General features: G+C 72.2%; 14 protein-coding genes. 8 read left to right on the plus strand and 6 right to left on the minus strand.

Annotated features, from left to right (window positions below; translation table 11 throughout):
* Positions 1-114: 114 nt before the first annotated feature.
* Positions 115-2,568, minus strand: a complete 2,454-nt coding sequence (locus KIS93_RS00120) for a tetratricopeptide repeat protein (protein ID WP_080040349.1) — start codon at positions 2,566-2,568, stop codon at positions 115-117.
* Positions 2,569-2,694: 126 nt separating this feature from the next.
* Here KIS93_RS00120 and KIS93_RS00125 point away from each other — a divergent pair, with 126 nt between their 5' ends.
* The 4 genes from KIS93_RS00125 (at position 2,695) to KIS93_RS00140 (ending at position 7,490) form a co-directional block, all read left to right on the plus strand.
* A complete protein-coding gene (locus KIS93_RS00125) occupies positions 2,695-4,704 on the plus strand; it encodes an MMPL family transporter (RefSeq protein ID WP_080040348.1) in 2,010 nt (669 codons plus the stop codon).
* Positions 4,705-4,830: 126 nt separating this feature from the next.
* Positions 4,831-5,640 carry a coiled-coil domain-containing protein gene (locus KIS93_RS00130; RefSeq protein ID WP_230466325.1) on the plus strand — a complete coding sequence of 270 codons (810 nt, stop codon included), beginning with the start codon at positions 4,831-4,833 and terminating at the stop codon, positions 5,638-5,640.
* A 35-nt stretch (positions 5,641-5,675) separates the two neighbouring features.
* Positions 5,676-6,584, plus strand: a complete 909-nt coding sequence (locus KIS93_RS00135; protein WP_230466324.1) for a hypothetical protein — start codon at positions 5,676-5,678, stop codon at positions 6,582-6,584.
* Between the two features lie 21 nt (positions 6,585-6,605).
* The gene (locus tag KIS93_RS00140) at positions 6,606-7,490 is read left to right on the plus strand and encodes a hypothetical protein (RefSeq protein ID WP_230466323.1); all 885 of its coding nucleotides are present in this window, start codon (positions 6,606-6,608) and stop codon (positions 7,488-7,490) included.
* A gap of 92 nt (positions 7,491-7,582) precedes the next feature.
* On the opposite strand, the gene KIS93_RS68215 is transcribed toward KIS93_RS00140, so the two are convergent.
* The 3 genes from KIS93_RS68215 to KIS93_RS00150 are packed head-to-tail and all read right to left on the minus strand — an operon-like array spanning position 7,583 to position 9,658.
* Complete coding sequence (locus KIS93_RS68215) at positions 7,583-7,996, minus strand: UDP-N-acetylglucosamine--N-acetylmuramyl-(pentapeptide) pyrophosphoryl-undecaprenol N-acetylglucosamine transferase (RefSeq protein ID WP_335673869.1); 414 nt, start codon at positions 7,994-7,996, stop codon at positions 7,583-7,585.
* Positions 7,984-8,715, minus strand: coding sequence for a UDP-N-acetylglucosamine--N-acetylmuramyl-(pentapeptide) pyrophosphoryl-undecaprenol N-acetylglucosamine transferase (locus KIS93_RS68220; RefSeq protein WP_335673870.1), 732 nt, complete (start codon positions 8,713-8,715; stop codon positions 7,984-7,986). Before KIS93_RS68220 ends, KIS93_RS68215 begins: the two co-directional genes overlap by 13 nt.
* 4 nt (positions 8,716-8,719) lie before the next feature.
* Positions 8,720-9,658 carry a formylglycine-generating enzyme family protein gene (locus KIS93_RS00150; RefSeq protein ID WP_471633769.1) on the minus strand — a complete coding sequence of 313 codons (939 nt, stop codon included), beginning with the start codon at positions 9,656-9,658 and terminating at the stop codon, positions 8,720-8,722.
* Between the two features lie 45 nt (positions 9,659-9,703).
* On the opposite strand from KIS93_RS00150, the gene KIS93_RS00155 reads away from it, so the two are divergent.
* The 3 genes from KIS93_RS00155 (at position 9,704) to KIS93_RS00165 (ending at position 11,310) form a co-directional block, all read left to right on the plus strand.
* Positions 9,704-9,910 (plus strand): hypothetical protein, encoded by a 207-nt coding sequence (locus KIS93_RS00155; protein ID WP_080040344.1) that lies wholly within the window; start codon positions 9,704-9,706, stop codon positions 9,908-9,910.
* 9 nt (positions 9,911-9,919) lie between these two features.
* Entirely contained in the window at positions 9,920-10,882 is a 963-nt protein-coding gene (locus KIS93_RS00160; protein ID WP_080040343.1) for a Ppx/GppA family phosphatase, read from the plus strand.
* 68 nt (positions 10,883-10,950) lie between these two features.
* Positions 10,951-11,310 carry a hypothetical protein gene (locus KIS93_RS00165; RefSeq protein ID WP_080040342.1) on the plus strand — a complete coding sequence of 120 codons (360 nt, stop codon included), beginning with the start codon at positions 10,951-10,953 and terminating at the stop codon, positions 11,308-11,310.
* A 132-nt stretch (positions 11,311-11,442) separates the two neighbouring features.
* Here the strand turns inward: KIS93_RS00165 and KIS93_RS00170 are convergent, their stop codons facing one another.
* Positions 11,443-11,862, minus strand: a complete 420-nt coding sequence (locus tag KIS93_RS00170) for an ATP-binding protein (protein WP_206068941.1) — start codon at positions 11,860-11,862, stop codon at positions 11,443-11,445.
* Between the two features lie 103 nt (positions 11,863-11,965).
* Entirely contained in the window at positions 11,966-12,511 is a 546-nt protein-coding gene (locus KIS93_RS00175) for a TetR/AcrR family transcriptional regulator (RefSeq protein ID WP_080040340.1), read from the minus strand.
* 103 nt (positions 12,512-12,614) lie between these two features.
* On the opposite strand from KIS93_RS00175, the gene KIS93_RS00180 reads away from it, so the two are divergent.
* Positions 12,615-14,198 carry an MDR family MFS transporter gene (locus KIS93_RS00180; RefSeq protein ID WP_230466321.1) on the plus strand — a complete coding sequence of 528 codons (1,584 nt, stop codon included), beginning with the start codon at positions 12,615-12,617 and terminating at the stop codon, positions 14,196-14,198.
* Positions 14,199-14,219: the final 21 nt, after the last annotated feature.

Consider the following 14,219-nt stretch of genomic DNA (forward strand, 5'->3'; position numbering starts at 1 on the left):
ATCCCGGCCGCGGGCGATCATGGTCAAAGGGTGATCGCGACCACGGGTGATCACAGCCATGAGCGATCACAGCCGCGAGTGATCACAGCCGCGAGTGATCACAGCCACGAGTGATCACGACCGCTCCGCGGCCGCTCTCCTGAGGGACGCCAGCGTGTCCCGTACCTCCCGCGTGCGCGGATGATCCGCCCCCAGCACCCGCTCGCACCCGCCCAGGGCCCTTTCGAGCAGGGGAATCGCCCGGTCCAGATCACCGACGGCGGCGTAGGCGCGGCCGAGATTGTTGAACGATGCCAGGAGGTCGGTATGGTCGGGGCTCAGCACGCGCATGCGGTCGGCGAGCGTCGCTTCGAGCAAGGGCAGAGCCTCCTGCGGCCTGCCGGTCCTCAGGTAGGCGTCGGCGAGGTTGCCGCGGGCGATGAACAGGTCGGGGTGGTCGGGATCCAGCACCCGCTCGAAGTCGGCGACGACCGCCTCGAACAGGGACACGGCCCGGTCCGGCTGCCCGGCCTTCAGGTAGGCGCCGGCGAGGTTGTCACGCGAGATGAGCACAGCCGGATGGTCATCGCCCAGCACCACCTTCTGGATGGCGATCGTGTCCTCGTACATCTCGATGGCCCGGCGCGGGAGCCCGGCGTCCTGGTACGCGGTCGCCAGGACGTGACGGACGGCCAGCGTGTCCGGGTGAGCGGGACGCAGCACGCGCTCGCAGTCGGCGAGGGTGGATTCGAGGAGCGGGATGGCCGTCCCCAGGTCTCCGGCTTCGCGATGGGCGGCGGCCAGGTTGAGGCGGGAGATCAGCGTCGCGGGATCGTCGCGGCCGAGCACCCGCTCGCGGCCGGAGAGGGTCTCCTCCAGCAGGGGGATCGCCTTGGCCAGGTTCCCGGCGTCCTGGTGGGCCATGGCGAGCATGTTGCGCGTGTTCAGCGCGCCCGGATTGTCCGGCCCGAACACCAGGGCCCGCTCCTGATCGGCGAGCGTCGCTTCGAGCAGGGGGATGGCCTGGTCCAGCCGCCCCATCTTCAGGTAGGCGCCGGCCACGTTGGCGCGGGCCTGCAGCGTGTCCTGGTGGTCGGCGCCCAGCCTCGCCCGGTACGCCGCGTACGCCCGTTCGAAGCAGCCGAGCGCGCGTTGCGGGGCGCCCTCGTCGAGCAGCAGGACGCCGGTGCGGTTGAGCAGCCGGGCGGTCGCCACGGTGTCGGTCTCGGGGGAGGTGCGCTCGGTCAGGGCGGTGATGTGCGGCAGCAGCGCCCGCCAGGCCGGCGAGGCGCCGAGTGCGCGCGGCTCGGGAAGGGCCTCCACGAGGAGGCCGGTGGCCCGTTCGCGGGCCTGCTCGATGTCGGCGGGCCGGCGGTGCGGGTCGTCCTGGCCGGGCGTGCGGGCGACCGCTTGCACGAGCCGGTGCACGGTGATCGCCGCGCCGTCCAAAGCGATCATGTTGTACGCGGCCAGCTCGCCCAGCGCATGCCGGACGTCCGGAGCGTCCAGGCGCTCCAGCAGGGTACGCGGGATCGGCTCGGCGCCGTACCAGGCCAGGACACGCAGCACCCGGCCGGCCATGGGGACGCCGGCCAGCCGGTCGAGGGTGAGCCGCCAGATGCGGGCGACGCTGCGCTCGGCGCCGGAGCCGCGGGCGGCCTGGTCGTACAGCACGGCCGGGCGCTCCCGTAACGCCTCCAGGTAGGCGCGCGGGGTGAGCCTGGCCTGCCTCATGTACGCCGCCGCCTGCTCGACGGCCAGCGGCAGGCATCCCAGCTCGGCCACCAGCTCCCGCAGCCCGTCGAGGTCAGGCCGTCCCGAAGCCGCGGGCCGGTGGCCCATGATGCGGGCGACCAGTTCGATGGCGTCCCGCTCGCTGAGCACGTCCAGGGGAAGCACGCGGGCGTCCAGCCGGTGCCATCCCTCGCCGAGCCGGCTGGTCAGCAGCACCCGGCCGGACGGCGCGCGTTCCAGCACCAGCGTCGCGTCCTCGACGTCCGTGACGTCGTCCAGCACCAGCAGCCAGCCGTCGTGGGAGGCCAGCCAGCCCAGCGCCCGCTCGGCCAGGCTCTCCGGGGGCAGCGCGGAGGCCAGCTCGGGTTGCAGGGCGACGGCCAGCTCCGCCAGCCCGGCCCGCACCGACTCGGGGCTGTCGGCGGTGATCCACCACACCGGGTTCCGCCGTCCGGTCTGCGCCCACGCGTAGCGGGCGGCGAGCGTGGACTTGCCGACCCCGCCCAGCCCGTGCACGGCGGCCACGACCACCGGCCCGGCCGTGCCCAGTGCCTGCTCCAGCTCGGCCAGCTCGGGCCCGCGCCCGACGAACACCTGCCTGTTCCCCGGCACCTTCACCAGCGACGGCGGGGCGGCCACCTCGGCGACCGGCCGCAACGCCGCCTCCGGGAGCACGGTCCGGTACTGGATCAGGTCGCGCCCCGCCTGGTAGGTCCGGCCATGTCCGGAGGCGCGCGCGAACATCCGCATCCCGCCCGCGTCGCTCTCGCTGGAGGAGGCGGTGCCCGTGGCCACGGGCGGACGCTCGTCGGTGGCGGGCGCTTCTGAGCGGCCCGGGTCTTCCTGCTCGCGCATGACGCCATCATGGGGCCTCCACCGAGATCAGGGGCTCCCGAGTTGTGGGCGCTACCGCGATCGGTGTAGCCACGTGCCCGCGCCGGGACGACGACCGTGCGTGTCCCGCGTCCCTAGCGTTGCCGCATGATCCGCTTCTGCATCCGCCACCGCAAGCTCGTCGTGGCCCTCTGGCTGGCGCTGACCGCCGCGCTCGTCGCGGCCGCCGCCACCTGGCCGGGCCCCACCGACGACGACTTCTCGTTGCCGGGCTCGGAGAGCCGGCGGGCCGCCGAGCTCCTGGGCGGCACCACCCCGGAATCGACGGGCGCGCTGGTCGTGTCGGCCCCGCCCGGCCTCGCCCGCGCACTCACCGGCGATCCCGCGCGGGATCCCGCCGCCGGGCTGATCGCCAGGATGAACGCCGTCCCCGGCGTCCACGTGGACCTCGGCGCCCGGCGCGTCTCCCCGGACGGCACGATCGCCTCCATCCCCGTCGACCACCGCGACCAGGAGGCGGCGACGCGGCTCAGGGCGCTCCGGGACGAGTTCCGCCCGCCCCAAGGCGTGACGGTCGAGCTGGCGGGCGACGACTTCGCCGACTTCACCCCCGGCGGGGTCACGGAGCTGGTCGGGCTGGTGGCCGCCGCGGTGGTGCTGCTGGTGGCGTTCCGGTCGTTGGTCGCGGCGGTGGTGCCGCTGATCGTCGGGGTGGTCGGCGTGACGTGCGGGGTGGCGTCGTTGTCGCTGCTCGGGCATGTCGTCAGCGGCCCCGGGTTCGGGAGGTACCTGACGATCATGCTGGGGTTGGGCGTGGGCGTCGACTACGCCCTGCTGATCGTCACCCGGTTCCGTACCGCGCTGGAGACGTCGGAGAGCGTGGCGGACGCGGTCGCCGAGGCGATGCGCACCGCCGGGCGGTCCGTGCTGTTCGCCGGGCTGATCGTGATCGCCACCGGCTCCGGGATCCTCCTGCTCGGCCCGTCGCTGGGCGGCGGGGTGGCGCTGGCGGCCGGGTGCGGGGTGCTGGCGGTGATGCTGACCGCCCTCACGCTGCTGCCGGCGCTGCTGGGGATGATCGGCAGGAGGATCGACCGGTTCGCGGTGCCGAGGCGGGCCGAGGGGGTGCCGCTGTCGTACCGGTGGAGCCGGGTCGTGCAGCGCAGGCCCTGGACGGCGGGGGCGGCGGCGCTGGTCGCGCTGGTGGCGCTGGCCCTGCCCGCGACGCAGCTGCGGGTCGGCTGGTCCGACGCGGGCAACCGGCCGGTCACCGACACCACCCGCCGCGCCCACGACCTGCTCGCCCAGGGGTTCGGGCCGGGGATCGCGGGGCCGCTGATCCTGGTGGCGGCTCCCGCGAGCGGAGACGGTGCGGAGTTGCGCGGGGCGGTCGCGCAGGCGGCCCGCACCCCGGGCGTCGCCCAGGCGCGAGCCGCCGGTGAGCGGACCGCGATCGTGATCCCCCGTACCGGCCCCCAGGACGAGCGCACGGACGACCTCGTCCACCGCCTCCGCGCCACCCTGCCCGAGCCGGTGCTGGTCACCGGCTCCACCGCCGCCGCACTCGACTACGCCCGGCACACGGCCGACCGGCTCCCCTGGGTGGTGGGGGTGGTGCTGCTGGCCGCGTTCGCGCTGCTGGTGCCCGTCTTCAGGAGCGTGGTGCTGCCGCTGAAGGCGATCGTGGTGAACCTGCTGTCCATCGGCGCCGCCTACGGCGTGGTCGTGGCCGTCTTCCAGCTCGACGTCCTGGGCGGCGGCAGCGGGGGCCCGATCGACGCGTGGGTGCCGATGATGCTGTTCACGATCACGTTCGGGCTGTCGATGGACTACGAGGTGTTCCTGCTGTCCCGCGTCAGGGAGGAGTACCTGAAGGATCGCGACAACTCGCGGGCGGTCGCCGCGGGGCTGGCGAGGACGGCGCGGGTCATCACCGCCGCGGCCACGATCATGTTCTGCGTGTTCGCCGCGTTCGGCGCGTTCGACGAGCGCGCGTTGCGGGTCATGGGGGTCGGGCTGGCGGTCGCGGTGCTGGTGGACGCCACTGTGGTGCGGCTGGTTCTGGTGCCGGCCGCCATGGAGGTGATGGGGGAGCGCAACTGGTGGTTCCCTGTCCTGACCTTTCGGAGGCTGACACCCAGGCGGAATGTTACGTAATATCCACACATCACGAGCGTTGGGGGCGCCAGGGTGCCAGGACAGAACGTGGGTGTGGTAGTAGATCCGCAAGTGCCACGCGAGGTGGCCGGTCTGTTACGCGCGAATGCCCCCTTACTGTCCAGGGTGAGAGCCGGGTGGGTGCCGCCCGCGTCCCTGTCCCCGGCGCGCCGCCGCAGCCCCTCCAGCGCGCTGCTGCTGGCCACCACCCCCGTGGTGATCGCGCTGATGGCGGTGCTGCTGGCCTCGCCCGCTCCGGCGGCCGGGTTCGTCCTGCTCGGCTCGTACGTCTTCATCGTCCTGGTGAAGATCGCGTCCATGAGCGAGACCCCCGAGGAGGAGCGCCCGCACGAGCGCGGCGTGTACGAGCAGGCCCGCTGGTACGACGGCCGCTACCTCCTGCCCGAGGACTTCGACCACGACGCCCGGCTCGTCCTGGCCAGGGCGCAGCGCGCGATCGGGTCGGTGCTGCGCTCCCACGTCAACGCCGAGGGCCTGCTCGACGACGCCCGCAACGCCGTGATGCTGCCCGCGCAGGAGTGGGAGATCGCCCGCCTGCTGGCCAAGCTGTCGGCGCTGCGCCTGGAGCACAGGGAGCTGCTGGCCAGGGGCATCGCGCCCGAGGTGGCCGCGGTGATCGAGCCGCTGGAGCGGGCCCTGGTCAACAGCGAGGCCGCCGTGGTCGCCCGCGTCGAGGCGCTGGAACGTTACGCCGGTCACGTCGCCGAGGCCGAGCGCGCCTACCACGCCCGCGGCCAGATCGAGGAGCTGCGCGCCCGCCTGCCCCGCTACGAGGAGCTGCTGGCCGAGGCGGGCGCCGACCGGCTCGGTACGGCCGAGATCGAGCGGCTGGCCGAGGACGCCGACGTCCTGGAGCGCACCTTACGCCGCAGCGTCGAGTCCGCCCACGAGGCGTTCAGGTACCTGGAGAGCTGACATCACGCCAGAAACGCGACAAGAGGATCGGTAAGGTGCCCGGACGTCCCGCGAAGGTGATAGTCGATCCGGCGGTGCCCGACGACGCCGCGGCCCTCCTGCGCGAGCATCGCAAGCTGCTCCTGCGCATCCAGGCGGGCTGGGTGCCCGAGCACCGGCGGCGCCTGCCCATGGCGGGGCTCGTCGTGCGGGGCGCGGCCACGGCGACGGCCCTGATCGCGTCGGTGTACGGGCTGGCGCTGTTCGTCGCCGAGCGCTACACCCCGTTCGTGGTGATCATGACGGGGGCGGCGCTGCTGATCGTGAGCGTCCTGCTGCGGCCCAGGCCCGACGCCGAGGTGGAGCGGCGGCACGCCCTGGAGCGCGAGGTGTACGAGGCGGCCCGCCGCCACGAGGGGCGGTACGTGCTGCGGGAGCGGCTGGACGAGCCCGCCCGGGTGCTCATGGGCCGCGCCCAGGCCGCCATCGAGCAGGTCGTGGACTCCAGCGTGAACGCCGAGGGGCTGCTCGACGACGTACGGAACGGGGTGATGCTGCCCGCGCAGGAGTGGGAGATCGCCCGCCTGCTCGCCAAGCTGTCGGAGCTGCGCGCCGAGCACCAGGAGGTCGTCTCCGAGGGCGTCACCCCGGAGGTGGCCGCCGTCGCGGAGCCGCTGGCGCACGCGCTGGACAGCAGCCAGCGGGCCGTGCTGGCCCGCGTCGAAGCCCTCGAACGGTACGCGGGCCACGTGGCCGACGCCGAGCGCGCCTACCGCGCGCGCAACCAGATCGAACGCCTCAGCGCCAAGCTGCCCGCCTACGAGGAGCTGCTCGCCGAGTCGGGCGCGGACGGCTCGGCGGTGCCGGAGCTGAGCCGTCTGTCCGACGACGCCGACCGCCTGGAGCAGGCGCTGCGCGACAGCGTCAGCTCAGCGCACGAGGCTTTTCGCCACCTAAGTAGCTGACTTCCCTTAGGATCCGGATTCGTGGCGGATGTGGTAGTAGACCCCGAAGTACCACCCGACGACGCCCAGCTGCTCAGGGACAGCCGTCAGGTCCTGCTCAAGATGCGCCAGGGCTGGGCACCTCAGCCGCGACGATCCGTCGCCAGCGCCCACCACCGCATGATCGCGGCGTTCGGCGGAGTGGCCTTCATGGGCCTGCTGATGGGCTTCGGCGCGCCGGTCCGCGGCCTCGGGCTGCTCATGATGGTGCTGTTCGGCATCCCGCTGATGATCGTGCTGTTCGTCCGCAACGACGTCCCCGAGGACGACGAGGACGCCTACGAGCGCGAGGTCTACGAGCAGCTGCGCTGGTACGAGGGCCGCTACGTGCTCACCGAGGACCTCGACGAGTCCTCGGCCAGGATCCTCGCCCGCGCCCAGCGCGCCATCGCCGCCGTGACCGGCTCCAGGGTCAACGCCGAGGGGCTGCTCGACGACGTACGGAACGGGGTGATGCTGCCCGCGCAGGAGTGGGAGATCGCCCGCCTGCTCGCCAAGCTGTCGGGGCTGCGCGCCAAGCACAGGGAGACCGTCTCGCAGGGGCTCACCCCCGAGGTGGAGGCCGTCGCCCGGCCGCTGGCGCGGGCGCTCGACAGCAGCGAGGAGGCCGTGCTGGCGCGGGTCGAGGCGCTCGAACGGTACGCGGCCAACGTCGCCGACGCTGAACGGGCCTACATCGCCCAGCACCAGATCGAGGAGCTGCGCGGCCGGCTGCACCAGTACGAGGAGCTGGTGGCGGAGACCGGGGCCGACGGGTTCGCCGTACCGGAGCTGGAGCGCCTGGCCGCCGACGCCGACCGCCTGGAGCAGGCGCTGCGGCGCAGCGTGAGCTCGGCCCAGGAGGCCTTCCGCCACTTGGAGCCGTGAGCCGCCTGAGGGCTGGGAGTCACCTGGAGCCGTGAGCGCCCCCCCATGGTCATCTTCGCGACCATGGGGGATCGAGGGGCGCTCGGCGAAGGTCAGGGGGCGTAGTGGGCGGCGCGCAGCAGCAGGTCGCACAGGGCGTCGGCGGCGTCGAGGCGGCCCAGCTTGGCCGCCGCCTGCCCCATCGCCTGCCGCAGCCCCGGGTCGGCCAGCAGCGGCATCAGCTCGGCCAGCAGCATCTCGGCCGTGGGGTTCGGCTCCAGCAGCGCCCGCGCGGCGCCCGCCGAGGCGAGGTAGCCGGCGTTCTTGCGCTGCTCGTCGCCGCCGGTCGGGATGAGCGGGATCAGCACCGACGGCTTGCCGATGGCGGTCAGCTCCGACACGGTGCCGGCGCCGCTGCGCGAGATCACCACGTCGGCGGCGGCGAACAGGTCGGCCAGCTCCCCGCCCACGTACGGCACCGGGTGGTAGCGGTCGGCCAGCTCCGGCGGCAGCGTCACGGCCCGCATCTGGTCGATCCAGGCGGGCCCGCACTGGTGCACGATCTGCGCGTGCGGCAGCAGCCGGGCAGCACCTCGGCGATCAGCGTGTTGATCTGCTTGCTGCCCTGCGCGCCGCCGGTCACGTAGATCAGCGGCACCTCGAACGTCAGCCCGAACAGGTCGTAGGCCGCCGCCCGGTTGCCCTGCAGCAGCTCGGGCCTGATCGGGTTGCCCGTCACCACGGCCTTGGCGCGGGCGGAGGCCGGGAGGTACTGCAGGGACGACTCGTGCGACAGCGCGATCGTGGTCGCCAGCCTGGCCAGGATGCGGTTGGCCAGCCCCACGACGGTCGTCTGCTCGTGCATCACCAGCGGCCGACGGATGATCTTGGCGGCCACGCCGATCGGCACCGCCACGTAACCCCCGGTCGACAGCACCACGTCGGGCAGGTAGCGGGCCGCGTGCCCGATCGCCTGCAGCACCCCGACCGGGATGCGGAACACGTCGGCGATGTTGGTGCCCAGCTCCTTGAGATTGGGACGGCGGCGCAGCTTGCCCGTGGTGATCGCCTTGAACGGGATGCCGTGCTCGGCCGTGATCCGCGCCTCCAGGCCATTGGCCGTGCCCACCCACAGCACGTCGTGCGGCACCTGACGTCGCTGGACGGCCGACAGGGTCGTCAGAGCCGGATAGGTGTGACCACCGGTGCCGCCGCCGGTGATCAACAGTCGCAGGGTTCGTGACATGCGATCAGACTAGGGCCGCACAGCGGAACCCGGTGTGCCCGGTCGAGGAGTCGGGTGTGTTGGCGGTGCGCGCCGCCACCCGGTAGCGGTTGCAGTAGGAGTCGTGGCACATGTACGACCCGCCGCGGATCACCTTGGCCGTGCCCTCATCGGGGCCGGCCGGGTTGTCGGCGAACGGCTCCCACTCCACGCCCCACCAGTCGGCGGTCCACTCCCACACGTTGCCGGAGACGTTGTAGAGGCCGTACCCGTTCGGCTGGAACGACTTGACCGGCATCGTCCCCTTGCTCGGCGCCGTCGGGAAGTGACCCTGCCAGATGTTGCACCGCTGCCGCCCCTTGGGCGCCAGCTCGTCGCCCCACGGGTAGCGCTTGCGCTCCAGCCCGCCCCTGGCCGCCATCTCCCACTCCGCCTCGGTGGGCAGCCGCTTGCCCGCCCATTCCGCGTACGCGGTGGCGTCGTGCCACGACACGTGCACGACCGGATGGTTCTGGCGGTCGCCGATCGTCGAGCCGGGGCCCTCAGGGGTGCGCCACGTGGCGCCCTCCACGCCCGCCCACCAGGGCGCGCCCGGCACCGTGGCCTCCATCACCCCGGCGGTGGCGAACTGGCGGAACACGAACGACCAGCCGATCCGCTCGGCCTCGGTGACGTAGCCGGTCTCCTTGACGAACGTGGCGAACTGCGCGTTCGTCACGCAGGTGGGATCGATCCAGAACGGGTCGACGCGCACCTCGCGCACCGGCCCCTCGCCGTCCTCGGGGCGCCCGTCGGGGTCGTCGCCGCCCATGAGGAACGTGCCGCCGGGGATGCGCACCATCCCGCGCGGCGGCCCGCCCGGCGCGGCCCGCCGCACAGTTGTGATCCCCGTACTCATGACGGCGGCGTGCCCGGCCGGCTCGGCGGCGGTGTCGCGGCTCGGGCCACAACAAGCGCTCAACAGTCCCCCCAAAGTGTCACGACACCAAGGAAGGGTAGTCCCTGAAACATGCCCACGATCACGCGGCCGGCCCGGGTCACCCCCGCCGGGGCGCTGGCCGTGGCCATGTCCGCGCCGGGCCCGCTGCGGCACGGGGCGTCGTGCGCCCTCCTGCGTGAGCACTCAGTCACCCCGCACCTCACGTTGGAGGCCGCCATGTCCGCCGCGCTCGACCCCTGTCACCTCGGTTTCACCGTAAAAGCCGCAGACCGGTAGCTTTCTGTCATGCGACTCGGCGTGCTGGACATCGGCTCGAACACCGTCCATTTACTGGTCGTCGACGCCCACCGCGGCGCCCGGCCCATGCCTGCCTACTCCCACAAGGTCGACCTGCGCCTCACTGAGCACCTCGGCAAGGACCAGAAGCTCGGCAAGGAGGGCATCGAGCGGCTCGGCAGCTTCGTCGAGGAGGCCGTCCACCTCGCCGAGGACAAGGGGGTGGAGGACCTGCTGGCCTTCGCCACCTCCGCCGTCCGCGAGGCCGCCAACGGCGAGCAGGTCCTCGCCGAGATCGACAAGCGCTGCGGCGTGCACATCGCGGTCCTGTCCGGGCGCGACGAGGCCAGGCTGACGTTCCTGGCCGTGCGCCGGTGGTTCGGCTGGTCGTCGGGGCGGCTGCTGGCCTTCGACATCGGCGGCGGCTCGCTGGAGATCGCCGCGGGCGTGGACGAGGAGCCCGACGTGGCCGTCTCCCTGCCGCTGGGCGCCGGGCGGCTGACGCGCGACTGGCTCACCGGCGACCCGCCGTCCGCGGAGGAGGTCCGCAAGCTGCGCAAGCACGTACGCGCCGAGATCGCCCGCACGGTCGGCGACGTCGCCAGGTACGGCGAGCCCGACCGGGCCGTGGCCACGTCGAAGACGTTCAAGCAGCTCGCCAGGATCGCCGGGGCGGCGCCCTCCAGCGAGGGCCCCTACGTCTCGCGCTCGCTGTCGCGCCAGGACATGGCCGACTGGGCCGCCAAGCTCACCGGCATGAGGTCGGCCGAGCGGGCCCAGCTGTCCGGCGTGTCCGAGGGGCGGGCGGCGCAGCTCGCGGCGGGGGCGCTGGTCGCCGACGCGGCGATGGACCTGTTCGAGGTGGACCGGCTGGAGGTGTGCCCGTGGGCGCTGCGCGAGGGCGTCATACTGCGCCGGCTCGACCTGCTGCCGGGCCGGCTCGACCAGCTCAACGGCGGCCCAGACCAATAGGTCGAAGTAAGGTCGATCTATCCCCAATTTTTGGCATGAAGCGCTGGTAGGCGGGCATTTTCCGCCGAATGATGACAGTGCTCGGCACGATCGGCTCCCTGGCCGTCGTCCTCATCCTCGTCGTCCTTGCGGTGCTGCTCATCTCGGCCGTCGCGATGCTCACGTTCCTGGCGATGGTCGCCTCGCTGACCCGCTGGGAGCGGGTCTGGAGGCGGCTGCTGCACCGGGCGCCCCGGCTGGAGCTGAAGCTCAGCGGGGAGACGGTGCCGGAGCGGCGGCGGGCGCGGCTGCGCGGTGGCACGCCCCGGCTGCGCCGCCGTTTCCCGCTCGGCGCCGCCGCGCGCGGCGGGGAGCCGAGGCGGGGGAGCGGCGCCTTCCACGGCCCGCGCCTGCACCGGCGCCCCGTGGAACGCCACACCGGGGTGTGACCGCATAAAACCGGGGTGTGACCGCATAAAAACGGCCGCACCGGGGTGCGGCCGCATGAAACGGCCGCACCGGGACCCGTGGGTCCCGGTGCGGCCAGGAGATGTGGCGGGAGCTCCGCCAAGGGGCCTGCCTCAGGTGGCCATGAGATGCTGCCCGGCCGCGCCCGGCGCGTAGCGCAGGCGTTTCTCCAGGCAGACCACCGCCCCGTGCTCCTGCCGGTTGGTGAAGCGGATGTCGTCGGCGAGTGCCCGCATGATCTGCAGCCCGCGCCCGGACTCGGCGCCCGGCTCGGGCTCCGCCACCGCGCGCGGGTCGAACCCGTCACCGTTGTCGACCACCTTGATCACGCAGAGGTGATCGTGGACGGACGCGCTGACCGTGTAGTCGTCGCTCGGCGACGCGTGCTTGATCACATTGGAGCACGCCTCGGTCAGCATGAGCTCGATGTCATCTCGGACCTGCGGCTCGACGCCGAGCGACCGCAGCGTGCCGTCCAGCATCTGCCTGATCAGCGGGACGCTCGCCGCATCCCTGGGCAGTCGGAGTGCCATCGTAGCCTCCACTGCGCCTCCTCCCGTCTGGATGCGTGCGAGCCTTCTGCCCTCGAATTCGTGTCCCAATCGTCGAATTCGGACGGGACGCGGCCGAAAACTCTCATCGCTCCAGCAAGCGGTAGGCGACCTCCAGGGACGCCTTGTGGATCTCCTCCTCCGACAGCTCACCCTCCTTCATCAGCCACTTGCCGGCGTGCAGCGCGAAGAGCGCGAGGGAGTGGCTGATGCGCTCGGCGGGCGGGGCGCCGGGCTCGCTGATCTCCGAGGTGAGCTGCATCATGCGCTCGCGGATCTTGATCAGCGTGGGGTGGTCGCGCAGCGCCGTCTGGTTGCGCTCCAGGAACCGGGCGATGCCGAGGTGCCGGGTCGCGCGGATGTTGTCGGCGTAGCGCTCGACCAGTTCGCGGCGCGTCTCGGGCGACCTGGGCCGGCTCCTGACCCACTCCAGCAGCTCGTCCAGCTCGGTCAGGCGCTGCTCGACCAGGCTCGCCACGATGTCGTCCTTGGTCTTGAAGTGGTAGTAAAGAGCGGCCTTCGTCACGCCGAGCTCCTCGGCGATCTCCCGCAGGGAGGTCGCCTCGTAGCCCTGCTCGGTGAACAGCCTCAGCGCGATCTCCTGGATTCGGGTTCGCGTGTCTTCCCGCACTTCGCACCTTTTCTACTTGACGGCCGGCAAGTAAGTATCTACCTTATCTTACGCTTGCCGGACGGCAAGTAAGCAAATGTTCAACAATCTATGGGGGGCAAGGGTGGCGGAGGCTGTCGGACGCCGCCGTGAGGTCATGGTCGTGCTGCCCGGCCTGATGCTCGCGATGGTCCTGGCCATGCTGGACAACATGATCGTGGGCACGGCCATGCCGCGCATCGTGGGAGAGTTAGGAGGGCTGACCTACCTGTCGTGGGTCGTGACGGCGTACGTGCTGGGCACCACCGTCTCCACCCCGATCTGGGGCAAGATCGGCGACCTCTACGGGCGCAAGACCATCTTCATCGTCTCGATCGTCATCTTCATGGCCGGCTCCGCGCTGTGCGGCATGGCCGGCTCGGCGATGTTCGGCGGCCCCGACGGGGGCATGGCCGAGCTGATCGCCTTCCGCGCGGTGCAGGGCCTGGGCGCCGGCGGGCTCATGGTCAACGTCATGGCCATCATCGGCGACCTCGTGCCGCCCCGCGAGCGCGGCCAGTACCAGGGCATCACCGCCGGCGTCATGTCCCTGGCCATGATCGCCGGGCCGCTGGTCGGCGGCTTCATCACCGACCACCTCGACTGGCGCTGGGCCTTCTACGTGAACCTGCCGGTCGGCGCGGTCGCGCTGGTGCTCATCGTGACGCAGCTCCACCTGCCGCCGGTCGACCGGGGGAACGTGCGCATCGACTGGGCGGGCGCGTTCCTGCTGTCGGTCAGCATCACCGCGATGGTGCTCATCACGACCTGGGGCGGCAACGACTACGCCTGGGGCTCGTGGCAGATCCTCGGCCTGGCCGCGCTGGCGGCGGTGACCCTGGCGGCGTTCGTCGTGGCCGAGCGGCGCACCGCCGAGCCGATCATGCCGCTGCAGCTGTTCCGCAACCGCAACTTCACGCTGATCTCGGTCATCGGCTTCCTGCTCGGCTTCGCCATGTTCGGCGCGATCAACTTCCTGCCGCTGTTCCAGCAGCTCGTGCAGGGCGCCACCGCCACCAACTCCGGCCTGCTGATGCTGCCCATGATGGGCGCCGCCATGGTCGTGTCCATCTTCGTGGGCCGCGCCATCACCAGCACCGGCAAGTACAAGATCTACCCGGTGATCGGCGGCGTCGGCATGGTCGCCGGCATGTGGCTGCTGTCCACCATGCACGTGGGCACGCCCTCCTGGGAGACCGGCCTCTACATCGCCGTGCTCGGCCTCGGCATGGGCTTCCTCATGCAGACCACGATGCTCATCGCCCAGAACAGCGTCGAGCAGAAGGACCTGGGCGTCGCCAGCAGCGCCAGCACGTTCTTCCGCTCGATCGGCGGCTCGTTCGGCGTCTCCCTGTTCGGCGCGATCTTCAACAACCACCTGCTGTCGGAGCTGACCGCCCGCTTCGGGGCGCGCGCCGCCGACGGCCTGGCCAGGAACGGCGCCAGGATGGACCCCGCGGCCGTCGCCCAGCTGCCCGCCCAGGCCCGCACCGGGTTGCTGGAGTCGCTGGCGGTCTCCATCTCCGGCGTGTTCTGGTGGGCGATCGCCTTCGCGATCGTCGTGCCGGTGCTGGCGGCGTTCGTCAAGGAGATCCCGCTGCGCGGCGCCGGACCGGCCGGGCAGGCGGGGGCGGCGGGGGACAAGGCCGTCACGCCGGCCGCCGGCTGAAAGCGGGGGACAAGGCCGTCA

The organism is [Actinomadura] parvosata subsp. kistnae (assembly GCF_900323885.1).
GTDB lineage: Bacteria > Actinomycetota > Actinomycetes > Streptosporangiales > Streptosporangiaceae > Nonomuraea > Nonomuraea composti.